This is a genomic window from Paenibacillus sp. FSL M7-0896, from assembly GCF_037975415.1.
Classification (GTDB): domain Bacteria; phylum Bacillota; class Bacilli; order Paenibacillales; family Paenibacillaceae; genus Paenibacillus_AQ; species Paenibacillus_AQ silagei.
This window is the reverse complement of record NZ_CP150250.1, coordinates 5,735,848-5,759,618: the sequence shown is the minus strand read 5'-3', so window position 1 is coordinate 5,759,618 and position 23,771 is coordinate 5,735,848. Positions and strand designations below refer to the sequence as shown.

The following is a 23,771-nucleotide window of genomic DNA, read 5'->3' as shown; positions in this document are numbered from 1 at the left end:
ATTAATCTTTTTACTGGAGGAGTTATGAAAAGTGTTTTAGTAATTCTAGCGGAATTTTATCCATATCCTTCTTCAAATACAAATTGTGTAGAACCTTTTTTATATGGTTTGCTGAATGAAGGTTACGAAGTTGATGTTGTCACAAGAAGACATGACATTAGTTTACCAACTCAAGAATCTTATAATGGGCTTAATATTATCAGGGTTGATGATTATAAGACTATGAATACAGTTGCATTTAGTAAGTTGTTGAAAAATAAAACAAATAAATATTTAAAAATTATTAATAATTCTTTATCCTTTATTTCTAAGGTATTCTTCAGTATCAACTATAGGGACTTATATGGTGAACAAAGATATGCAGGTTGGGATATTAAGGAGGTTATGAATACTTGTATTAATTTAAATGAAACCCAAAAATACAATTTTATTTTGTCAATATCTCATCCAATTATTACTCATAGGATAGCCTATGGGTTAAAAAAGGAATTTAAAACTTCTAAATGGGCTATCTTCGAATTCGATCCATTTGCATACAATGATGATGAGTACGGGAGATTTAATAGAAAGAAAAGAGTCTTGCAAGAAAGTGAGTTGTTTAAGCAATGTGATAAAGTGTTCCTGACGCCCGAACTATTTGAATTTTATAAAGATACACCACTGAATAAATTTTCTGAGAAATTTCATGAGTTTAATTTTCCAAATATGAATGAAATTTCTTTTGAAAGTGAAAAATCTCTACTTAAAAAGCAGGAAGGGAAATATGATGCAGTTTACGGAGGAGCATTGTTAAAAACAATACGGAACCCAGTATTTATGATGAGTTTTTTACAAGAATTAAATGATATTGTTAATGTTACAATTATGTCGAATTCTAGAGTAAGGTTTTTGAAAAAAGAAATAAAAAAAATGTCTTCTTTAAATTTTTATTCAGGCCAAAACAAAGAAATTGCACATGCTACTATGTTAGATTCAGACATATTGGTGAATATAGGCAACACAGTAGTTTTTCAAACACCAGGTAAAATATTTGAATATATGTCTATGGGAAAACCAATAATTCACTTCAGTAAAATCCAAAACGATCCTTCAATTAAGTATCTGAAAAAATATCCATTGCTTTTTATAGTAAATGAAAAAAGTTTGGATATTGAAAAAGAAATAGAAAATTGCAGAAAATTTATTGTTGAAAATAAAGGGAAAAAAATTACATTTGAGGAAGTAATAAAATGTATGCCTGAAATGGATAGCGATTATATTGTAGGGAGTTTTCTTGAACAGATAAGCTCTTTAAATTGAGGATGGAATTTATGGGTAAAAGTAAAATTAGTGTATTTAATGCTATCAGTGCATTAGTATTATCTTTGGTTAATGGAGTATTAGGCTTGGTAGTGACAAGACTTGTCTTATCAAGATTTGGTTCAGAGTTTAATGGTTTAAACTCAGTAGCAACACAAATAATAAATATGATGCTTATAATTGAGGGAGGGATTACTTTAGCTACTAATGTAGCATTGTTAAAACCATATAGAAATCGTGAATTTAAAGCAATTAGTAGCATAATAATAGCAACAGGTAACATATTTAAGAAAATTGGTGTTATTTTTCTTATCCTTGGAGTAGTTGTTACTATAATATATAGTTACATAGTAAGAACATCTTTAGACAATATAATTGTAGTCTTGGTATTATTAATGACATTTGTCCCAGCAGCTATTAATCTTTATTTCACTATGAAATATCGTATTTTAATACAAGCAGAGCAGAAGGAGTACATTATCTCTTCAATAGCTATTTTAACAATCACTTTAGGTCACCTCATTAATATGTTCCTGATTTATTGTGATTTTAATGTTATGTGGGGAGTTAGATTAGTAGTTATGATCTGCTCAATACTTAATAGCGTAATTATTATAGTATATTGTAAGAGGAAATATAGTTTTCTTGACAAAAGTGTCAAGCCAGATTATTTATCTATTAGAGGGACTAAGGATGTATTTATACAGAAAATAACTGGAGCATTTTATAGTACATTGCCTATTATATTTATATCCATATTTTCTGCTTCAGGGACTGCAGCTGCAAGTGTCTATGCTGTTTACAATAGTGTTTTTTTACTAGTTAAAAGTATGTTGTATGCAATAACAAATGCCCCTCGTTTAAGTATGGGGCAAACTATAAGTGAAGATAAGAGTCAAAAGACATACAGTATATATTTGCAATATGAACTAATATCCCTTTTGATTTTAATTTTATTTTTGATCTCTACATCTACTTTGATAACTCCTTTTGTAAATATTTACACTAAAGGTATAAATGATATAAATTATACTGATTATTACATTTCTCTTCTTTTGATAATAATTACATTTTTAGAAATATTACATATTCCGAGTGGGCATATAATTAATATGTCTGGAAATTTTAAAATAAGCAAAATATTTCAAATTATTGCGTGTGGTATATTGTTAACCGTTACAATCGTAGGTTCAATTATTTTTGGGATATATGGGGTTTTATTTGGGGTTTTGTTAACGGCATTATTTTTAGCAATTGCAGAAATATATTATACTCATTGCGTCTTTTTTAAAAAAGGCCTAAAAACCTATTGGAAGATACTATATCCAAATATAATTGTAGGTATAATTTTAATTTCTCTTGAGTTGAATTTCACACTAAATATTGACCATTATTTTGCATTTATGATTAAAGGATTATTATTAATAATAATAAATTTCTTTCTTTTGATTCTTACTAATTTTTTATTTAATAAAAAATTAATGAAACCTATTCTTACAAGAATGAAAGATATAGTTCTTTGATATAAGCAAAAACTATGTTGAATGGAATGAATTCTAGAAAGATTAATTATAAGGTTGCTTATCAGAAGGGGTTTGGATTACTATTCACTATTTAACAAAATGTGGGTTTAATTCGTTGCCGACCGGCTGGGTCATGATAAACGTTATGCGATTGATCCGGCTAAGCTGGAGAGATTGGGCTGGAAGCCTACGTATACGTTCGAGACCGGAATTGCCCAGACCATTCAGTGGTATACGGAGAATGCACAGTGGTGGGAACAGATTCTTAGCGGCGAGTACCGGAATTAGCTTATGAGCCGTAACCTAAATAGAACTAAGATGGGCAAGCGCAGAAAAAGAATTCCCTTTCTGTACTTGCCCCTTCTGCTAATGGTCTTGCTGCTCCTGTGCGCCGGGCGTTTCCTTCCCGTATCGGAGACTCCAAAGCAAGCAGACGTCATCATCATCCTTAGCGGTGGCGGAGGACGGGTGGAGCAAGGGGTTAAGTTGTATCAAAAAGGCTACGCGCCGCAGCTCCTGCTGTCTAACGCTAAAGAGATCACCGGCCCCGCAGGTGACATGCGTGAAACAGCCCTTTCCTTGGGCATCCCGGAATCCGCTATTCTGACGGAAGATGCTGCCGAGAGCACCTACCAGAACGCCCAGCTTACGCTCCCGATCATGAAGCAGCACGGGTTCAAGTCTGCCATTGTGGTCTCTTCTGACTTCCATATGCGGCGGGTGAAGTTTATTTTCGATCATGTGTATAAGAAGTCGGGGATTGAGCTGACTTATATCGGGGCGGACTCGGGCTATAACGCGAAGGCGTGGTGGAGTGACCGGTATAGCCGGGAGACGACTTTTAACGAATATATTAAGATGATTGGCAATGCCTTCGGCTATAATGGCCCGGAAGCGAAGGGTTCGCTGGAGCAGATCAAGCGCTGGTTCCGCAGTGGGTGAAGCAGGGGAACAGTAGGGGCAGCAGCTTTGCAATTGTGATACCAGGACGACAGAGACCTTATGAGTCTACTAGATGTTTCTGCTGAATCATAACGCCGCGAAGCTGGCGGGATTGCCTGTCCGGAATTTGCCGGATATAATAACAGGATTCTAACAAAGAAGACATAGACGACGTTCATATGCAGCAGGTTATCTTTTCGATAACCTGCTCTTTATCTTGATTTACCTTAATTAAATTCTCCACCATCATCTTTATACACCTGACACTACGATATTCAAGGCTTTGATTTTCCCGTTATTAAGCGTGAAGCGGAAATCCAGTGGAATTGGACTGCCTTTGAAATTACCTGAAATGGTGGCGGTGACAACCGTTTCGTCATTTTTCTCCGCACAATTGGTGATTTCAGTCCTACCCGCAGCGTCTCTGTTTGCCTTCACAATGAACTTGCTGATAACTTCGGGACCATGAAATTCTTCTCCATTGTCAACTAATATGGCATCCTCTGCAAAGCAGTTAGCGAGAAGGTCACCGTCAAAGATATCTGAGGCATGATAATAGGCTGCAATAGGCTGCGGCAAAGGAATTGCCCTACTGTTAGAGGAAAGAACATTGTGCAGGCGTGTAATTTTATCCCCTTCCACAGTAAAATGAAAATCAAGATAGAGGGGGTCCGGTAGTCCGGTTTTGTCGTAATTTCCGTCTGATTTTGCGGTAACAACGATCTGCTTGGCATTCTGAACGACATTTATGATTTCTAGTCTTAAGCCTACTTCGAAATAATCGTGGTCGCTCCACTCTTTGATAGCGGTTTTCCCGTGATATTCTTTGCCGGCGTCAAAAACAACGGCATCCTCGGCAAAGATCGAAAGGAAGGCCGCGGGATCATCTGTATTTGTCGCATGAAAATGTTCCTCAACCGGTTGGGGTAATTGAATTTTGTTTATCATAATCATCATTCTCCTTTATAATGTGCGGACAACGCCGCAGTTGATTGTACACTTCTTAATATAAAGGACAAAACCTGACAACAGTCCGTCTGGTTTTGTGTTAATAAATATGTAAATATGACACACGGGTGTCGTGTTTAGAAAGATATACTGTACTTGAATTGAGGTGCTTTAATGCAGATCAGCAGACTTTTCGGCATTGTTTATTACTTACTTGAGAAAAAAGAAACTACGGGGAAAGAGCTTGCCGACCGTTTTGAAGTATCGGTTAGAACAATATATCGCGATATTGAGACATTAAGCAGCGCTGGCATACCTATCTATACGAATCAAGGCAGAGGCGGCGGAATCGTCATTCTTGACAAATTTATACTCAATAAGTCATTACTTTCTGAAAAAGAACAGGATGAAATACTGCTCGCCTTGCAGAATCTATCAGCAGCGCGGTATCCGGAAATTGAGACTATTCTTTTACGATTAAGCAGCCTTTTCAAAAAGAGTGATGTTAATTGGATTGAATTGGACTTCTCACCCTGGGGAAGTGATGAACGAAACAAAGAAAATTTCCATGCACTAAAAATGGTAATTATAAGCAAACATATTATTATATTCGAATATTTTAATACCTCAGGTGTGAAAAGCTTGCGCAGGGTTGAGCCGCTTAAGTTGATTTTTAAGGATAAGGCATGGTATTTGAAAGCGTATTGCTATGATAAAAGAACATACAGAACATTCAAAATATCCCGTATGGCTAATATTGAAATCACTGAAGAGGTTTTTGAGCAAGAGACATCAGTGGAATCTGCGGCTGAAGTGACAGATAATCAAGTTCAGAAATTTATTGATATTCGGTTAAAAATCTCTTCGGCTGGAGCGTATAGAATATATGATGACTTTAGTGAAAAAGAAATAACAAAACATGAAGATGGATCTTTTACTGTTATCGCATCGATGCCCGAAGGAGATTGGCTTTCAAATTACTTTCTCTCTTATGGTCCGATTATTGAAGCGATGGAGCCTCAAAGTCTACGGGATGCTGTTATGAGCAAGATAGAGGTGATGATGGGGAATTTGAATCGAAAGGGTGGACTTACCTTATGAGACTACTAGAGTCTCTATTTTTTTGCCCTCATGGCAAATGGGTTGCCTGTAGTTCACGGATTAGACTAATCTGCAGCAGTCTGCGTTATTGACCATTGGAATAATGTGACATATTATTACAACTATAAAAGAAATTATATTGGATTCCAGTTAGGTGGTGTTTGCGTGGTCCCTACTACTAGAACGATGATTCGCGATCAATTAGCGTTGTATTTGTCGCAGAAGGGAATGCCTATTAATCAATTCTCGGGACAATCCGGAATTAATTCAGGAACGCTCAGCAGGATACTCAGTGGTCACCAGCCCATTGCTATGAACCATCTGGAGCGAATCACCAAGGCGATGGATCTGCCGGAGGATCATTTTTATAGCTTATATGTGGATGAATGTTTCTTTTTCTCGTCACCCACCTGGCGGCGTCTAAGGCCATTTCTTGTGCGCTCCGCTGAGCTTGGCCGTCTGGATTGCGTTGAACAGGTGGTTCAGAATCTGCTGGAGAATCTGGTCTATGCCCCCATGCTGTTTGAAGTGGCTGAAGGCCTATTTCAAGAGGGGCTGTGGCAAGCTGCCGAATTACTCTATAAGAATGTGAGTGCCAGCGAGAAGTATCAGAATTCCGAGAGACTCGCAGTGTGTCAATACCGTCTATTCCGAATCGCCATTGGTAATGACCAGGCGCGGAATTTACAGGCGGCGCATCTCTTCGAAGGTTACCTGGACCGGCTGGATGAAGCGGATCAATTGGACGGCTTGAAGCACTTGGGTCATGTCTATGGTTCATTGGATCGATGGCATAAGGTGGATGAACTCGCGAAGAAGATGCTGCAATTAGCAACTATTCGTTATAATCTCCAGTGGAAGTCAAACCGTAGAGAGAGTAACGAGAGAAAACCTGAGAAACCCCTGTACTTCTATATCCTGTACGCACAGCTTATCCGTTCAAATGTGTGTGAGCAACTAGGAGACTATTCAGCGGCATTAGATTGGGTATCCCTCTATATGGACGGAAGCTGGATAAGGGAAGACGATGAAGAAGTGAAGCGTACTGTGGCTCAATTCCAGGAGTGGGGGCTCGCAAACAGACTGCTTTATCGGGTGATGGCAGGAAAATACGAGGCTCTCTCTGAATATATTGAATTTATCTCCCACCGGCCAGATGAGATATTTACAGCATTATACAGTATTGTCTTGTCGGCTAACCGCTATGGTTGGAATATTGATAATATTCTGGAGCGGTTTGCTGCCTATCTCCCTTACCGGACAAATCTTGCAGAGTATGGGATTAATCATAACCAACAAATCATAACCAACCAGTACTCCCAACTCCTTGCTGAATTAGCAGCCTACTATTTACATAACAAACGCAAAGAAGGAATTAGATTTGTCCTGCAAAGTTTAGAATCGTCTGTTAGAATCAATAACGAGAGCAATGTAATCAAATGTGTCGATCTGTTTGGGCAGCATCGGAATCAAGCAGATGAAGAAGAGAATCAACAATACAGAGTTCAAATTGGAGCATACCTATAAGTCTATGGGTTCGCTAGAGCAGATCATGCGCTGGTTCCGCAGATAAGGCGATTTTGGGAAATAGGCGGTAACCTTAAGGCTCTCCTTCCACAATGCGACAAACAAACCAGGTATCCCGGTCTATAATTAGGAGCAAATCTATTTATAGTCTGGGAGAAATGGACCATGCCTAATTATTATTTTAGGGAAGTGTGGACACCGTTACGCTTGTTCGGGATCAGATTCTACCGGGATGACCAGGACCGGCTGTGGGTGAAGAAGGGGAAGCAGCGGCGGAAGCTGGTACGGAAAGAGGATAATGAGACGATGGAGACCTGAGGGTCTTCATCTTTTTTTATAGGAAATGCAGGTGTATGATAATTCAGTAGACTAGATAGAGAGAAGGAGTGGCGGATATGTTGCCTAAGGAGAAAGTACATAAGTTAAGAGAGTGGATGGCGGAGCGCGGGATAGAGGCTTGTGTGGTATTAAGCGGGGATGCGCACATCAGTGAGTATGAGGGGGAGCACTGGAAAAGCCGCCGCTGGATTACCGGCTTCACCGGTTCCGCCGGAACGGCTGTGATCACGCTAACGGATGCTGGCTTGTGGACGGATGGCAGGTACTACATTCAGGCGGAGCGGGAGCTGGAAGGCTCGGGCATCCGTCTGTTCCGTATGGCTGAACCGGGCGTCCCGCAATGGGATGAATGGCTGGCAGAGCAATTGCCGCAAGGCGCACGTATGGCGGTAGATGGCAGAACGCTGTCCGTATCCGCTATGAAGGGCTTGCAGGGCAAGCTCGCGGAGAAAGGGATTCAGGCGATTACAGACGTCGACCCGGTAGGGGCGATCTGGACGGACAGACCGGCCATTCCGGCCGAGCCGCTAATGCTGCATGATGAACAGTATGCGGGCCTCAGCCGGGTAGATAAGCTGGAGCAGGTCCGGCAGGCGATGAAGCGTAAGGACGCTGATTATTATGTGCTGTCCGCGCTGGATGATCTGTGCTGGCTGTTCAACATCCGGGGACGGGATATCCCGTTCAATCCGTATGTGACTGCTTTTGCCATAGTAGGGGTACATAACGCAATATTGTTCGCCGGAGGACATAAGGCCACCCCGGAAGATAAGGATACGCTGGCCAGGGATGGAGTGGAGATCAAGGAGTATGAGGACATCCTTCCGTTCCTGCAGGCGCTCCCGGAAGCGGCTTCGGTGCTGTACGATCCGAATAAAACCGGATATAGCCTGGCGGCTGCCATCCCGGAATCCGCTTTTATTATGGAAGCGCCGGGTCTTGTGGTGGCCCTTAAATCGATTAAGAACGAGGTGGAGATCCGTAATATCCGTGATGTCTATTTGAAGGATGCCGTTGCCCTTGTAGGATTGTTCAAATGGCTGCAGGAGACCGTCCCCGTGCGTCCGGTGACAGAGGTGGAAGCAGACCAGAAGGGGCTGGAGCTGCGCCGGCAGCAGCCGTTATTCGCTGAGCTGAGCTTTTCCAGTATCTCTGCCTACGGCGCGAATGCTGCGATGATGCACTACTCGCCGTCCGCCGACCATCCGGTGCTGTTGGAAGCTAAGGGATTGTATCTGCTCGACTCGGGTTCACACTTCTTGAACGGGACGACTGACATTACCCGCACGCTGGTGCTTGGCGCGCTGACGGATGAGGAGAAGAGAGATTTTACACTAGTGCTGAAGTCTGTGATTGCGCTCTCTACGGCCAAGTTCCTCTATGGCTCCACCGGATCTACGCTCGATATTCTTGCCCGTAAGCCGATGTGGGATAATGGCCTGGATTATAAGTGTGGAACCGGACATGGTGTGGGCTATTACTCCAATGTGCATGAAGAGCCGCAGCGGTTCAGCTTCAAGCCGAATGAGGTCCGCCTGGAGCCTGGGATGATTATTACGGTAGAGCCGGGAGTCTATAAGGAAGGCCGTCATGGGATCCGTACGGAGAACACGCTGCTGATTACGGAGGATGTGACTACGGAGTTCGGAAGATTCCTGAAATTTGAAGACCTCTGTTATTTACCGATAGACCTCCGGGCGATTGAGCCGTCTATGCTAAACAGCGAGGAGCTGGATTGGGTGAACCATTATCATGCTGAGGTGTACGATAAGCTGGCTCCGCTGCTGGATGAGGAGCATCGGGCGTGGCTGAAGCGGGAGACGGGGGATTTGGTGTTGTGAGGAATAGCAGAATTGAACGGCGGAGACCTTGGGGTCTTCGTCTTTTTTATATGTTTTTGGAATTTGTTTCAGACAAAATATGACAAAAACCCGGCGTAAAGTTAACTTTCCGGGACCCTGTTAAGGAAGTAATAGACATTTTCGCGAAAAAAATGTAACATCCTTGTTGTGAGTCTTCTGAATAGGATTAACTGGGGAGGGAGTAATAATCTAACTATAAGTTAAAGTGTATGGATTGAACTGGGGAGAAGGAGATGGAATATGTATTCGAAGAAATTAAGAACGGCAGTTTCCATGGTTATGGTCGTATTATTATCGTTTTTAAGTGTGCTTGAGGTATCAGCCGCCCCGTTCAGGGCAGGGGTAGTCTCTAACGACAGGCTCCCGGACGGGACACAAAGGATTACGGTCAATAGTGTAGTAGATGTGACTTATAGCGATCTTAAGGTTCTAAATGAGGTTAAGTTCGTACTTATGAAAGAAGATGCCCAGATAGCCAGTAAGGTGAAGGCGAGAAGTGAAGCCAAGCTGACTGTGCTGGATGCAGTGTATACTTCTATGGAGTACAATTATCTTTCTTTTGAAGGGCTGGCTGCCGGTGAGGAATATTCTCTTCATGCCGAATATACGGGCGAGCAGGGGCTGGTGGTGACACCCCCGCAGAGCATCCGGGTGCCTTCAGCTACGGGGATTGAAATCTCTGTAGAACGGATGACTAAGGATTCCAATACATATGAAAGTGCTACACAATCGGAGATCCGCAGCGATGATAAGAATGTAAGGCTTACCATCCTGAATAATGGTGTTCCGCTTGTGAATGGGTCTGTGGCGGTATGGATGAATTATCAGTCTTACAACTATACCACGGATGCGAACGGACAGATTCAGCTTAGGGATAATCATCAATTATCTATGAATAGTCCGGTAATGTTCGTATTGCTTAAGCAGGGAAGCGAACAGTATGAGGCTAAGCCTATCTATGTAACTGACCGGGAGCAAGCGGGTACATATATGGTGGCTGTCCGTTATCTGGATGCCAAGGGGAAGCTGTTCACTCAGCCGTTCCTGACTAACTCCGGACTCAGTGGAATGGTGAATCAGTTTGCTGTACCGGGATATACGGTGCTGGTATTCAGAACGGGAGAGGTGTCTGGAGACTATAAAGCTTATATAGCCACTGAGGACCGTGAAGCTTACATGTTCCAGCTTCCTGCCTCTTCATTGTACGCAACGGAAGACGGGCTACACAAAGAAATCATCAAAGATGCCAGTGACTACAGCCGGATCAGCTTCCGTGCCTCCTTGGACGGTGAGCCTGTATATGTAGAGAACTATTCTCTCATTGATAATACCAGGTACAAGCAGATTGGCGATGCGAGAGGTGCTAAGCTCTTTTTCGGGCAAAGTATCTATCTTGAGAAGAATAAGGAATATGAATTCACGTCGCTTGCTAGAAATCGTGATACCGGCGTCAATATCTTATTCCGCAATAAAATCACGCCGACTGAAGCAAAACATGAAATATTCTATGATGGACATTCCCGGGATTTCAGCAAGCTGCAACTTCAGATACCGGCTATGGGGATGGGACGTGGTAAAATAAACATCTCTTATCTGAACGAAAGATATAACTATAACCAGATCAGTATGAATCTTGCTGTAGGCGATCATCTGTATGTACCTAAGGGTGAAGAAATTCACCGCTTGACGGCAAACACTACTTTTGGCGGTGCGGATTCTAACAGCAACCCGAATGAACTTGTATTGAGTTCATACTTCACTCCGGTTGACGATGAGTATACGATCCGTGGAGGCAGTACTTATAAGGCCGGAATCAGCTTCCGGGTTCCGGGTTCCAATTATTATGACGAGGCTGAACTCCGCAATCAGGTAGTTCTGGGCGAGAGTGTAGATGTTCTGGTGAAGGTGACAGATGAGTACGAGAATCGTCTTGATCTCAGCAGTAATTATAAGCTGGTCATCACAGATGAGAGCGGTGCAGTGATCTCGGATGACTCTCTGTATTGGTCTACTGAGGAACAGGAAGGCAATCCGCAGCGAATCAACATGCGGAATTGGAAGCCTGCCAAATCAGGCACGTATAAGGTTCAATTATTCCCAAACACCTGGATAAATAATGGTTATGTTCAGGGGGACTTACTGAGTGAGGCTGAGCTGAAGGTTCTGCCGAAGAACGAATTGGATATTGAGATTAGAGGCAATGACGGCAAGCTGGTGGATCTGGTAGACAAGCCATACCTGACCGTTGACCAGGCGCAGAAGGTAACGATTACTGTACGCCAGCATGATACGGGTGCCCAGGGGCAACCGGTGGCAGGAGTGCAGATCCGCCGTTATGAGGAGGTGCTTGGCACCACCGATGAGCAGGGAACGTTCACCATTCCGGCTGACAAGGCTTCTTATATAGGTGAGCTGTATTTTAAGAAGACTGATTATTTAGCTAAAAGTGTGTACGTAGCGATCATTGATCCGCAATCGCAGGCTGTCATCCGTGTACGGGGTCTCGATAAGGCGGAAGGCGGGAACTATGCGGGCGGGATTCCGCTCGATAATGCGAATATCCAGGCTATAGTGAAAAGAAGCGACGGAACTTCTGCTACCGCCTCTTCTTACATTCGCACTCCCGGATCACAGGGATTCCTGGTAGTAGATTCTCCTTCTGCCGTAGATGTTGATTTCATACGCTACAACAGAAGCCATAATGGAGTTGAGTCCAAATATGGTTACTACATGTATGGCTCCATTAACACAGAACCCGGCAAGGATTATTCGCTGGTGCTGGATGCAAGACAAGAGCTTCAGGAAGTCAGCAAGGTTCTATTAGATCAGCCGACAGACGAGCTGTATGTAGTGCGCAGGGATTTGCCAGGAGCTGATTACATTCCTTATGTGATCGACAGTAATCCTGCAGGTGAGAATTATTTCTACGCAACTCAAGGAACCTACAGCATGCTGGCACATACCCGGTCGGACACTTTTGTATACCATGATCAGGTGGTAATCGGTGCAGGAGACAATAGCTTGTCGATGGATGATAGTGCGTCCGCGCTGGCTACGCTGGTGGCGCCTGAATCGGGGACCATCTATGCGGTTAAATATACGACTGCGGGCCAATCGACACTCCAGGGCTATGCGTTCAATGCCAATCAGGTACAAGTTACCCCTGGCGATGTAGTAGTATCTGTAGACCAAATCAAGGGTGCCATCGAATACCAGTACGATATTCATTTCGCACCTGGAACGCTGCAAGCAGGCACACTAACCCAGATTGCGCCACCGGCCTTGAAAGGGCTGGATATTGTAGGGTTGCAGAATGGAAAATTAATCCGGCCCGCAGGTACGACCTTGCTTGAGATTGGACTGGTCGATACGGCAGGCAACTCCATCGGACAAATCAAGAAGCCGCAAATTCTGGTTGCCAATGGCGGATCAAGCAGAGGCAGCAAGAGTCTGTCCCCGGACAAGGCTACCTATGAGCTTCAGGACGAAGCGGGGAAAGTGCTCTCTACAGAGACGATACAAGGCTACCCGCTAATGGCGGTCTCTTATAATTATGCAGATAACAAATTTTTGACGGACGGTACTTATGTGATCAAAGCTTCGATGACTATTGATGGACAGACCTATACCCTGGACAAAAAAGTAATCCTGGAGTCGTCTGGAGGTACTGTGGTTAATCCGGCCCCGAACCCGCCGGGAAGCGATAATGGTGGTAGCGGCGGCAACACCGGTACGAATCCAAATCCTGCACCGGCACCAGGAGGAAGCGGGCCAGGAGCACCTGGACCTGCAGCAACACCGGCTGCTCCCGTTCCGGCTGCGGTAACAGGGAATGACGCGAATGTTCAGCAGCAGAATGACAAGCTGCAAGACTTGCTGAAGAATACTTCCGGCTCTGCAGCAGAGAAAGCCACGGCAGCACAGAATGCGCTGTCCAGCATTGCCGAGTCACTCAAATCGGCTAATACGCCTGCACAAGCTGAACAGAACAGTAAGAGTCTGTCTCAGGCCATGGATACAGCAGCGCAGCTGCTGGGAACTATTCAGGATTCCGCAGAGAAACAGAAGATTGTGAGTTCAATTACTCAATTGATAGGAAGTGCGCCTTATTTACTGAACAAGCTGGATAGCTCCAGCAAGGCAGTAGAGGTTGCCCAGGCCCTTATTAATAATGCGGCTGCGGTGCTGAATAACGCGCAGGGCATCAAGGCTGAAGAGGTTCAGAAGCTGAAGGATGCTGTTATTCATTCCAGCCAGGCCGCGCTTAACAAGGCTGGCGAAGTTACAATTGCCAAAGAAAATGTAACTGTAGAAGGAAATGCCGTCTCTTCACAGCTGGATTCGGGATTCATCAGCGCACATATTGAAACGGCCAAGCAGGCATTAGCATCAGTCGCTGGAGAGCTGACAAGCAAGCTTGGGGCCGGAACAGCTGCTGACCTGAAGCTGAGCCTGACGGTGAAGGTACCTCCGGTGGATAAAGGGGTTCATAAGCTCAACACCACGCTTCCCTCCGAGATTCTTACCCTGGTGCGGGAGAATGATATTGCCGGATTGAAGATTCAAATGGATCAGACGGCATTTACCATTGAGCCGGATACCTTCGGTAAGGTTGAGGCAGGCCAGAAGATTAATCTGGCAGCAGAAGTTGTACAGAATGCTGTGATTAACAAACCCCGTCAGGCAGAACCGCTGGCTAACATCCCAGTGATGGAATTCAGTGCTTCTGTTGACGGCCAGCCGGTGAAGAGCTTCGCTAAGCCGATCGATGTGACCTTTGATGTGTCAGCCATTGATATTTCGAAATATTCGGAGGCGAATCTGGAGAATCTGACCGTGTACGTCCTGAATGAGGAGAGTCTTACCTGGGAAGCGGTTGGGGGTAAATATGATCCTGTTACTCAAACTGTAACTGCGCCGAGAGGACACTTCAGCAAGTACACTGTGATGCTTGGAGCTGCTGTATTCACAGATGTGCCTGCCAGTCACTGGGCAGTGAAAGAGATCAACTACCTGTTGACCAAGGGAGTCCTGGACGAAGGCGGAGCATTTGCTCCATCTGACAAGATTACCCGTGAGCAGTTCGCGGCAATGATCGCCAGAGCTTACGGACTGAATGGTGAGGGAATGGTCTTGCCGTTTAAGGATATCAAGACAACGAATCCTTATGCGGATGAGATTGCTGCAGCTTACGCAGCAGGGATCATTAACGGTAAATCACCGGCAGCTTTTGACCCTGAGGCAACCATCACCCGTGAGGAGATTGCAACGATGCTTGCACGGGCACTTACAACGTATAACGGCAAATCGGCTGTTGCCCAGCCGGAAGCATTGATTGCCTCCTTCACAGATGGAGCCAAAATATCGAAATGGGCGGCATCCAGTGTGGCATTGACCAAGAGTATGCATCTGTTCGAAGGCTTCGGGGATCAGAGCTTCCGTCCTGCCCAGACCGCCAGTAAAGCAGAGGCTGCGGCCTTGATCTACCGGTTATATCAGTTGAAATACTGAATGATATCTAAACTCAAAAAAGCAGCGGTTCTCCCGGTATTGGAGAATCGCTGCTTTGTGTTGTGGTCAAAAGTCTGAGCTGTATAACTACAGGATCACTCCCGCCTCCGCTCAGGAATCACAAAGGATACCGTAGTGCCAACTTCGGGCTGGCTGCGGATGACGAGGCCTTCGCCGTAGAGCTGAGTCAGGCGCCGGTTGGTGTTCAGCAGGCCGATGCCGCGGTGGGCCCGGAAGGTGTCGTCGAGCAGACGGGCCACCTGTTCCCCGCTCATGCCCTTGCCGTTGTCCTCCACTTCGAAGGAGGTGTATCCCTTCTGGCGGTGAATGCGGACCTGGAGCTTGCCTCCGGCTTTGCGGCTCAGCAGGCCGTGTCTGACCGCATTCTCCACCAGCGGCTGTAGGGTGAGCGGAGGAAGCAGCAGCTCGATGCCGGGATCAACCTCCCATTCGATCTGCAGACGTTCCTCGAAGCGGGCCTTCTCAATGAAGAGATAGGATTCTACCAGCTCCAGCTCATGGGATAATCCGACGAGCTGCTGGGAGTTCATATAATCGAAGCTGATGCGCAGGTAGGAGGAGAAGGCTTCTCCGAGATCGCGCATCTTCGGCTGGTCGAATTCACTCAGCGCCATCAGCGCGTTCAGCGTGTTGAACAGGAAGTGCGGCTGAATCTGAGCCTGCAGGTAAGCTGCCTCCATCCGCAGGCTCTGGTTGATGGACTGCTTCAGTCCGGTCAGCGAGCGGACCCGGTACTTCAGCTCCAGCGCGTCCACCGGCTTGGCGACATAATCGTTGGCTCCGGCCAGGAAGCCGGTGTAGATGTCCGCCGGCTGGTTGCGGGCGGTGAGCAGCAGGATCGGCAGCTCCGAGAGGGAGAAGCGCTGCCGGACGATCCGTGTTAATTCATAGCCGGACATATACGGCATCATCACATCGGCGATCAGCAGATCCCACGGCTCGGTGCCAAGCAGCTCCAAGGCTTCCCCGGCGCTGGTGGCGGTGACCAATTGATAATGCTCTGCCGAGAGCATGCTGGAGAGCACCTTCAGATTGACCGGATCATCATCGACAGCTAGGATCAGAGACTTGGCCGACTGAGTGGCGTCCTGTATCTGCGGCGGAGCCGTTAACTCTATAGGGACTGTGAGATTGCGGATATCGGACTGTTGTAATAGCAGCCGGTTCTCCTCAAGCAGCAGTCCCTTCAGATCCGGGTTGTCCGGCTGCCTTGCGGCATCTGTATCCTGACCCGTCCTCTCCCGGGCCCCGGCAGAGGAGGCCAGTGGAAGAGTGAAGGTGAACACGGACCCTTTTCCCGGCTCAGAGTCTAGTGTAAGGTCTCCCCCGTGCAGCTCCGTCAGCTGCTTGCTGATGCTTAAGCCCAGACCGATGCCGCCTCCGTCAATGATGCCTTTGCTGCCCTGTTCATAGGGCGAGAAGATCCGCGCCTGCGTCTCCTTGTCGATCCCTGCCCCGGTATCGGCTACACTAATCCAAGCAAGCTTGCCGTCGTTAACGGCGGAGACGGTGACTGTTCCGGCCTGCGTGTATTTGATGGCATTGTGCAGCAGGTTATACAGAATCTGCACAATCCGCTTCTCATCGCCCCAGACCGGGGGCAATGAAGCGGGCAGCTCATTACGCAGCTGCAGGCGTTTGCCTTCGATCATGAATTCGAACATCCCCAGTACGCCCGAGACCAGTGAACCCATGGCCAGCGGCTCACGCTGCAGCACAATCCGCTTCTCCTGCAGACGGGTCACATCGAGCAGATCGTTAAGCATCAGGGACATCCTGTGGCTGATCGTAATGAGCAGCTCCAGATCCTTAGAGCTCTGTTCGTCCAGCACCTGTTGTTCCTTGGAGGCTACAGTCTGGGCAATGCTGATAATGCCGTGCAGCGGTGTCCGCAGCTCATGGGAGGTATTCGCCAGGAATTCGTCCTTCTTCTGGTCGCTCTCCTTCAGTTGCTGGTTGAGCAGCCGGTTCTCCTCTGCATTGCGGAAGTACCGCTTGAACCAGTAGGAGGAGAAGCCAATAATTGCGGCAATGACATCTATAGGATAATATAGGATACTTCCCTTGGCATTGGATTCCATGGCCCCGCCAATGACGCTGGAGCCGATAGCGGCGGCAGCAAACAGCAGGAAGAAGGAATCCTGCTCCTGCCGCATCACCATCCGGCCGATAGAATAGATGACTCCGGCTACCGGAAACAGGTAGAAGACGGAGAAGAAGGGTCTGGCATAGACCACGTAATGTGCCGGTAAGATCAGAACATAGGCGGTATAGACCAGGAGACCCAGCAGATAGATTTTGAACAGACGGCCGGGGCGCTCGTAGGCAGAGAAGCTGCGCGTCAGCAGTAGCATGAACAGGGACAACGCAGGATAGGCCAGCATTTTGAGCTTCAGTGCCCAGGTATAGTTAATGGGGAACCAAAGCAGGAGAATCGTATCGTTATCGGCTACAATGGTAGTTGCTACTGCCATCAGCAGGAGGAAGAAGAGCAGGAACGCCCGCTGCTTCCGGTTAAAAAAGAATAAAATCCCCGCATACAGCGCATGCAGCAGCATGATCATGAACGCCACCAGCTGGAAGCCGAGTGAATACATCCGCTCGCTATCCACCGCTGCTTGGGAGCCGAAACGGATCGACCTCACAATCCCGCCCTCCAGCGGATGGTCGTAGTTGGCTGCCCGGACGAGGAGAACAATCTCCTGTCTTCCCGGATTCTCGTAGGCTGCGGTGTAAGAGACCGCCTTAGGGATATAGTCCCCGCTATCCGTGGACAGCTTCCCGAAGCTGGTCTCTCTCTGCTCGTTAATATCGATGCTGGAGGTGGCCTGAATCCGCTGAATCCAGAAGCCGTAAGGCTCGGTCTGTGACGGATCTATAAGGATACGCAGCTTGTATGTACCATAGCCCAGAGAGGATTGCTCCCCTTCCGGGAAGCCGCTGCTCCAGTCACCGGGAACCAGGACAACATGCGGTGTGGCCGCAGCAAGTAGGGCGGAATCCTCATAGCCCAGGAGCTGGCCGGGATAGAACTCCCATTCTCCATCCAGCTGGATGGACGGGGAATTCACGAAGTCCCAGCCCCGCATATCCAGCACACCTTGCTGTGCCTCGGGATGCTCAGACGCCGTATTGGCATTGAACCACAGATAGCGCAGACTGATCAGAATGGTTAAGTAGAGAAGCAGCAATAGGGCATGCTTAGGGTTGAATCTGGCTTTTGCCTTCATTAGGTGTGTACTCATCGAGGTTATGTTCATCATACGGTTTCAATTCGACATCTGTGATAGTTATCCTGCTTACCCCCAGATGCCAATTAGCAGAATTCCGCAGAAAATGACGACCGAGCATATCATCCGCCGCAGGCCCTGCCGCTCCTTCAAGAGCAGCACACCGAGGAGCGTAGCGAATATGGTTCCGATCTCTCTCAGCGGGCTGATGTGGGCGAGCGGTGCTTGCTGAAGTGCGAACAGGAACAGCAGATAGGAGCCCGGATTCAGCACGCTGCCCAGCAGGATGGTGAATTTGTTGCGGCGCCACTCTTCAAGCAGCTTCCGCGATCTCAGGACCGCGGGGGTCAGTCCGGCCACGAAGCCGATATTGGTTACCTCAAGCAGCGCCAGCGGCGACATATGCTGAAGGTTCAGCTTATCGACGAACACGTAGCAGGTGGTGCATAATCCTACGCAGAGGGCCATGAGTATCGGTGTGTAGTAGCCTAAGGTGGTGCCGGAGCCGGAGGAAGCCGGGAGGCTTCTTCTTGCGCCGATTCCGCTGAGGACAGCGAAGCCGCCGAGCATGCAGCAGATCCCGATCCAGCCATAGACAGATAAGGATTCCTTCAGAAAAATAACGCCGATCAATGGGATCAGCAGTGTGCTCGTTCCCCGCATCACCGGGTAGATCTGGGACAGGTCGCCCATCTCATAGGTTATGGATAAAAGCCAGGAATATAAGGCCTGCAGCGCCACAGACAGCAGCAGCAGGGCGTAAGCACCGGCGGCCAGCGGCTGTGTCCACAGCTCGATAAGCAGGACCGGCAGCAGCAGCACTGTGGAGACCATCATGATCGACCACAGGAAAATGCTTTTATTCAGGCTTCTTTTGGTGAACATGCTCCACACTGCGTGGCACATTCCGGAAGCCAGCACCAAAAGAATTGGCAGCAGCATGGATAGTCAACCCCTCAGGAAGTAGTTAGTGTTGTGAATCGGCAGCAGAGAGAGGTATATGGGCAGGCTGTTCAGTGCACCGGGAGCCGTCTGCCAGCCGGAGCCAGGTATCGAAGGACGGATGGTCCTGCTCTAGACGGATGACGCGCGCGCCCCGCTTGAGGTTGTCGTGCCCGTAAGTATTATAGCCGGTTGCCCGGCCATAGCTGAGGCGGATGCCATGCAGTGTGCCGGTGAAATCATTGATATGGTCATGTCCGCAAAAGGTGCCTGCCACATCGCCCATCTCTATGAGCGTAGCGAATAACCCTGAATTCAGAACCGGGGCGCAGACCCGTTCATACTTGTGTCCGTAACAGACTTCGGTGTTCCACATCTGGTCATATTCGGGCAGCGGGATATGGAAGAACGCCAGCGCAGGACGCTTCGCTTGACCTTCTCCGGGATTCAGCCGCGCAGACTGCTCTGCCAGCCAATCCATCTGGTTACGCCGGACCCAGCTATACCCGGGAATCTGCTCCAACGGGGAGTAAGCGCCCGTATCCAGCATATAGAGGATGGCTCCCGCATGATTGCCCGCGCCTTCAATCTCCAGGACGTAATTACCTGAACCGGCAAGCTCCGCCGGACCAGCCTCAGCCAGGCAGTGCGGGGACTCCTGAGCAATCTCCATCAGCTCGCTGTAGGTCACTCCGTTCTCTGTGTCGTGGTTGCCGAATACGAACGCCCAAGGCACACCGGAATTCACTACAGCAGCCACTGCATCGCGGAAGGCCTGCTTGGGGTCCTGGCAAGGAAGCTCGCCTTCACGGACCGGGCCCGTATAGATCGTATCCCCTGTGAAAATAACCAGGTCCGGCTGCTCCGCCTTCAGCACCAGCTCCATCAGCTCCCGGGTCTGCTGATCCTCTGCTCTTCCATCCATCCAGTGGAGGTCGGTGAACTGTACGATGGTGAAGGTACCGTCTGGCCGAAATGATAATTTACTGTTCATGCGGGAAATCCCCTCTCTTGTCAATCCGATTATGGGTATGGCAGTAAGGCGTGTGGTGATGTAATAGTGCGGTGTTTGTTGATTCAATGCGTTGTTGATTCATGTTTCTTTGTGTTGTTTTATGTTGATTTTAGGCTCGGATGGTTATTCTGTCAAGCTTCATTTCGTGCTGGTTGTATTCTCTGCAATAGAAATAGCACGAGATTAGGCAAAAGCTCATTCTGCTGTATAAAGTACAATGTGTGTCACACCTGCATGCCTACCAAGGATTTTTCTGTGGCAAGGGGTCCGCATTGACAAGTGGAATTCAGATTCATATACTGGTGAAAACAACATCAATACACTAGAAACAACATTTCAACTAGGGATACCCAACATACATTTGTTTGTACTAAACTAGTAGAGAATCAGAAGTAAACAAGTGATTTCATTCCATAAATATGGTATGGTATGAAGCTGCGTTCGTAGCAAAGCAACAGGGATAAGTGTATTCTGTGCAACTAAAAACAGTGAAACGGGTGGGCTTCCTCTTCTAATTGTAGTTCGTACAACTAAATTTTCCCGGATGGGCGAAAATCCAGATATAGAGGCATTTTAATTGCAGGAACTACAACTAAACGGAGATTTGGCAGCACATAAGGCGATTTAGTTGTACAAATTGCAATTAAGCCTCCCCCTTGCACACTAAACGGGCGCGGTAAACCCTTAGCAAGCCATTAGTTAGTTAAAGAAATTAAAAATACAATCACTATAAAATCTACAACGATGGAGGGAGCTTGGATGTCGCTGACCTATGAAGAACGCAAGCACACGATTCTCGCCCAGCTGGACCTTGAGGGCAAGGTGCAGGTGCATTTTCTCGCGGAGCGGTTCGGGGTGACGACGGAGACGATCCGGCGCGATCTTGACCGGCTGGAGAAGGAAGGCCGGCTGCGCAAGGTGTACGGGGGAGCGGTGCGAATCCGCTCAGAGAATCATGAGCCTACGTTCATGAAGCGCGCCCAGATGCATCTGCCGGGCAAGCAGGCCATCGGCAGGCTGGCAGCTTCACTTATTCAAGATGGCGAGACGGTCATCCTCGATAACGGGACAACGACCCTTGAGATTATGCGCGCGCTTAAGGACCGTACACAGGTGACGGTGATCACGAACTCTGTTCCCGTGCTGAATTGTGCGCTGGAGCAGTTTGCGGGGAGGGTTATTTTTGCCGGGGGTGAGGTGAATGCAGGGTATCAGGCAGCAGTAGGAGGCACCGCCCATGATCTGCTGGGTCAGTTCAAGGTGAATAAGGCGTTCATCTCTGCCGGAGGGATCTCGCTCTCGGAGGGAATCACCGACTACCATCTGGAGGAAGCCCTCATCTCCCGCAAAATGATGGAACGGGCCGAGGAATCCATTCTGGTCGCGGATCATTCCAAATTCGGCATCACTACCTTTGCCCAGATTGCTCCGCTCGAGCATATCTCCATGGTGCTGACGGACAGCGGCTGCTCTGCGGAATGGAAGGATACCTTTGCCCGGCTCGATATCGAGCTGCTGACCGGGGCGTAACGCAGAGCTGTGCAATATCAAGGGGCTGTCCCAAAAGCCATGAAATGGCTGCTTGGGACAGCTTTTTATTTTGGAGTAGGATCAACGTGAGCACTTGGGTGGACGCTGCGCGAACGGACCGTTGTTTGGGTCGCTGTGGTCTCCAGATTTTTTTCATTCCCCTTAGCGGTGAAAATCCGGAGACCAAGGCGACCGCTGCCGCTTTTTCACAATCGTTCCGTCCTCTCCGCTGTTTAAGCGGGAAAAGTTTCTTCAAATCTTTCTAAAATCACAAAAAGAAACCTCTCTTTTGTTAAAATGGAGTTACCACACAACCATTTCAAAGGAGAGGTTTCTTTGTACATTCAATATACCATGGACCAACTTTGCTTGCCAATGGATCTGGAAGAAGATATCCCGGAAAATCACCTCGTTCGCGTCGTGAATGCCGCCGTCAATCGGCTGGACAACGCCATTTTTGACGCGGCCTATCCCGGGGGCGGCCGTGACAGCTACCATCCTAAAATGCTCACCAAAGTCATCATCTACGCTTACACTCAGCGAATCTATTCGTCTCGCCAAATCGCCAAAGCGGTCCGGGAGAACATTCCCTTCATGTGGCTGGCCGGACGGCAGCGACCCGACTTCCGCACGCTGAATCGCTTCCGTTCCCAGCGGATGAGAAAGGTCCTCGAAACGGTATTTACCGCCGTGCTTCAGTTTCTGGCTGACGAAAAATACGTGTCTCTGGAGCATTATTTTGTGGACGGAACTAAGATCGAAGCGAATGCCAATCGCTACACCTTTGTCTGGAGCAAAGCGGTCAGCAAACACAAAGCGAAACTGCAAGATAAGGTACAGGCCCTATTCGCTGACATTGAAGCAGCGGAAGAGCAGGAAGAACAAGAGAATCAGGGCAAAGATCTGGCTGAACTCAGCACGGGTTCGCAAATGGACAGTGAGAAACTCGAACAAGCCGTGCAAAAGCTTGAAGCTCAGCTTGCCGAAAAACCGAAAGACAAGCCCCTAAAAAAGACGGTTGGGAAGTTGCGTAAGGATTTGCTCCCTCGACTGCAGAAGTACGAACAATATCAAAAGCTGCTTGGGGACCGGAACAGTTTCAGCAAGACCGATCCCGAGGCAACGTTTATGCGGATGAAAGAAGATCACATGCGAAATGGCCAACTGAAGCCAGGTTACAATCTACAGATCGGGACCGAAAACCAATTTATTTTAACCTACAGTCTACATCAAAGACCGGGTGACACCCGCTGTTTAGAACCACATCTGGCAAAAACAAAGCAATTCCTCGGAAAACTTCCAAAGACGGTCATTGCAGATGCCGGCTATGGAAGTGAAGAAAACTACGCCTATCTGGAAAAGAGCGAGATACAGGCCGTCGTGAAATACAGCACCTACCACAAAGAAAAGAGTAAAGCCTGGAAAGCCGACGTCGGAAAAATCGAGAACTGGACCTACGACGGATCCGAGGATCGCTGGACGTGTTTAGCTGGACACCCGCTGTATTTCCAACGAGAGAGCAAGGAAACCACAGAGAGTGGATACGAAATTAAGAAGCGTCATTACCAAAGTCAAAGCTGCGGAGGTTGTCCGCTAAAAGAAAACTGCACGAAGGGAAGCGGAAACCGGGAAATCGCAGTCAGTTTGGAGCGGCTTAGATACCAGAAACAGGCGAAAGAAATCCTCCGAAGCGAGGAAGGCTATCTATTGGCCGTACGTCGAATGACGGAGCCGGAAAGTGTATTTGGACAATTAAAAAATAACCGGGGCTTCCGGCGCTTTCTGCTTCGCGGCATGGAAAAAGTGACGCTAGAGGTCGGTTGGCTTTCGCTTGCTCACAACCTGCTGAAGCAAGCAGCGAATGACCAGAAACGCAAGGGAGCAATCCTCCAATAACGGAGAATCGCTCCCTTTCTTACAAATTAATCTTTTAAGAAGGCATGGGATTTTTTCCCACCAGCAGAGTATCTACTTTTGGGAC

At 47.6% G+C, this 23,771-nt stretch carries 14 protein-coding genes and 1 pseudogene; 11 read left to right on the top strand and 4 right to left on the bottom strand.

Going from position 1 to position 23,771, the window contains the following annotated elements; translation table 11 throughout:
• Window positions 1–24: 24 nt before the first annotated feature.
• The 4 genes and pseudogenes from MKY12_RS24770 (at window position 25) to MKY12_RS24755 (ending at window position 3,764) form a co-directional block, all read left to right on the top strand.
• The gene (locus MKY12_RS24770) at window positions 25–1,299 is read left to right on the top strand and encodes a hypothetical protein (RefSeq protein WP_339250624.1); all 1,275 of its coding nucleotides are present in this window, start codon (window positions 25–27) and stop codon (window positions 1,297–1,299) included.
• 11 nt (window positions 1,300–1,310) lie between these two features.
• Complete coding sequence (locus MKY12_RS24765; protein WP_339250622.1) at window positions 1,311–2,822, top strand: hypothetical protein; 1,512 nt, start codon at window positions 1,311–1,313, stop codon at window positions 2,820–2,822.
• Between the two features lie 111 nt (window positions 2,823–2,933).
• Window positions 2,934–3,110, top strand: a pseudogene (locus MKY12_RS24760) (dTDP-glucose 4,6-dehydratase); the annotation flags it as partial.
• 81 nt (window positions 3,111–3,191) lie between these two features.
• The gene (locus MKY12_RS24755) at window positions 3,192–3,764 is read left to right on the top strand and encodes a YdcF family protein (protein WP_339311331.1); all 573 of its coding nucleotides are present in this window, start codon (window positions 3,192–3,194) and stop codon (window positions 3,762–3,764) included.
• Between the two features lie 252 nt (window positions 3,765–4,016).
• Here the strand turns inward: MKY12_RS24755 and MKY12_RS24750 are convergent, their stop codons facing one another.
• Window positions 4,017–4,712: a nuclear transport factor 2 family protein gene (locus tag MKY12_RS24750; RefSeq protein WP_339250618.1), complete on the bottom strand. Its 696-nt coding sequence runs from the start codon at window positions 4,710–4,712 to the stop codon at window positions 4,017–4,019.
• Between the two features lie 174 nt (window positions 4,713–4,886).
• Here MKY12_RS24750 and MKY12_RS24745 point away from each other — a divergent pair, with 174 nt between their 5' ends.
• The 5 genes from MKY12_RS24745 to MKY12_RS24725 all read left to right on the top strand — a co-directional run bounded on the left by MKY12_RS24745 (window position 4,887) and on the right by MKY12_RS24725 (window position 15,052).
• Window positions 4,887–5,813, top strand: a complete 927-nt coding sequence (locus MKY12_RS24745) for a YafY family protein (protein ID WP_339250616.1) — start codon at window positions 4,887–4,889, stop codon at window positions 5,811–5,813.
• A 165-nt stretch (window positions 5,814–5,978) separates the two neighbouring features.
• Window positions 5,979–7,340, top strand: coding sequence for a helix-turn-helix transcriptional regulator (locus MKY12_RS24740; protein WP_339250614.1), 1,362 nt, complete (start codon window positions 5,979–5,981; stop codon window positions 7,338–7,340).
• A 189-nt stretch (window positions 7,341–7,529) separates the two neighbouring features.
• The gene (locus MKY12_RS24735) at window positions 7,530–7,658 is read left to right on the top strand and encodes a hypothetical protein (protein ID WP_339311330.1); all 129 of its coding nucleotides are present in this window, start codon (window positions 7,530–7,532) and stop codon (window positions 7,656–7,658) included.
• Window positions 7,659–7,735: 77 nt separating this feature from the next.
• On the top strand, window positions 7,736–9,520 hold the full coding sequence (locus tag MKY12_RS24730; RefSeq protein WP_339250612.1) for an aminopeptidase P family protein: 1,785 nt from the start codon (window positions 7,736–7,738) through the stop codon (window positions 9,518–9,520).
• 261 nt (window positions 9,521–9,781) lie between these two features.
• Window positions 9,782–15,052: an S-layer homology domain-containing protein gene (locus MKY12_RS24725; protein ID WP_339250610.1), complete on the top strand. Its 5,271-nt coding sequence runs from the start codon at window positions 9,782–9,784 to the stop codon at window positions 15,050–15,052.
• Window positions 15,053–15,147: 95 nt separating this feature from the next.
• Here the strand turns inward: MKY12_RS24725 and MKY12_RS24720 are convergent, their stop codons facing one another.
• The 3 genes from MKY12_RS24720 to MKY12_RS24710 form a co-directional block, all read right to left on the bottom strand.
• Entirely contained in the window at window positions 15,148–18,303 is a 3,156-nt protein-coding gene (locus MKY12_RS24720) for an ATP-binding protein (protein WP_339250608.1), read from the bottom strand.
• A 69-nt stretch (window positions 18,304–18,372) separates the two neighbouring features.
• Entirely contained in the window at window positions 18,373–19,245 is an 873-nt protein-coding gene (locus tag MKY12_RS24715; protein WP_036725981.1) for an EamA family transporter, read from the bottom strand.
• Window positions 19,246–19,270: 25 nt separating this feature from the next.
• Window positions 19,271–20,239 carry a metallophosphoesterase family protein gene (locus tag MKY12_RS24710; RefSeq protein WP_339311329.1) on the bottom strand — a complete coding sequence of 323 codons (969 nt, stop codon included), beginning with the start codon at window positions 20,237–20,239 and terminating at the stop codon, window positions 19,271–19,273.
• A gap of 780 nt (window positions 20,240–21,019) precedes the next feature.
• Here MKY12_RS24710 and MKY12_RS24705 point away from each other — a divergent pair.
• The gene (locus MKY12_RS24705; protein WP_339311328.1) at window positions 21,020–21,790 is read left to right on the top strand and encodes a DeoR/GlpR family DNA-binding transcription regulator; all 771 of its coding nucleotides are present in this window, start codon (window positions 21,020–21,022) and stop codon (window positions 21,788–21,790) included.
• A 336-nt stretch (window positions 21,791–22,126) separates the two neighbouring features.
• Window positions 22,127–23,686, top strand: a complete 1,560-nt coding sequence (locus MKY12_RS24700) for an IS1182 family transposase (protein WP_339311327.1) — start codon at window positions 22,127–22,129, stop codon at window positions 23,684–23,686.
• Window positions 23,687–23,771: the final 85 nt, after the last annotated feature.

Bases quoted from the DNA above. Each gene is read 5' to 3' on its own strand.
- MKY12_RS24765 (WP_339250622.1), top strand. From the start codon at position 1,311: ATGGGTAAAAGTAAAATTAGTGTATTTAATGCTATCAGTGCATTAGTA.
- MKY12_RS24715 (WP_036725981.1), bottom strand. From the start codon at position 19,245: ATGCTGCTGCCAATTCTTTTGGTGCTGGCTTCCGGAATGTGCCACGCA.
- MKY12_RS24725 (WP_339250610.1), top strand. From the start codon at position 9,782: ATGTATTCGAAGAAATTAAGAACGGCAGTTTCCATGGTTATGGTCGTA.
- MKY12_RS24705 (WP_339311328.1), top strand. From the start codon at position 21,020: ATGTCGCTGACCTATGAAGAACGCAAGCACACGATTCTCGCCCAGCTG.
- MKY12_RS24750 (WP_339250618.1), bottom strand. From the start codon at position 4,712: ATGATAAACAAAATTCAATTACCCCAACCGGTTGAGGAACATTTTCAT.
- MKY12_RS24745 (WP_339250616.1), top strand. From the start codon at position 4,887: ATGCAGATCAGCAGACTTTTCGGCATTGTTTATTACTTACTTGAGAAA.
- MKY12_RS24710 (WP_339311329.1), bottom strand. From the start codon at position 20,239: ATGAACAGTAAATTATCATTTCGGCCAGACGGTACCTTCACCATCGTA.
- MKY12_RS24755 (WP_339311331.1), top strand. From the start codon at position 3,192: ATGGTCTTGCTGCTCCTGTGCGCCGGGCGTTTCCTTCCCGTATCGGAG.
- MKY12_RS24720 (WP_339250608.1), bottom strand. From the start codon at position 18,303: ATGAAGGCAAAAGCCAGATTCAACCCTAAGCATGCCCTATTGCTGCTT.
- MKY12_RS24770 (WP_339250624.1), top strand. From the start codon at position 25: ATGAAAAGTGTTTTAGTAATTCTAGCGGAATTTTATCCATATCCTTCT.
- MKY12_RS24730 (WP_339250612.1), top strand. From the start codon at position 7,736: ATGTTGCCTAAGGAGAAAGTACATAAGTTAAGAGAGTGGATGGCGGAG.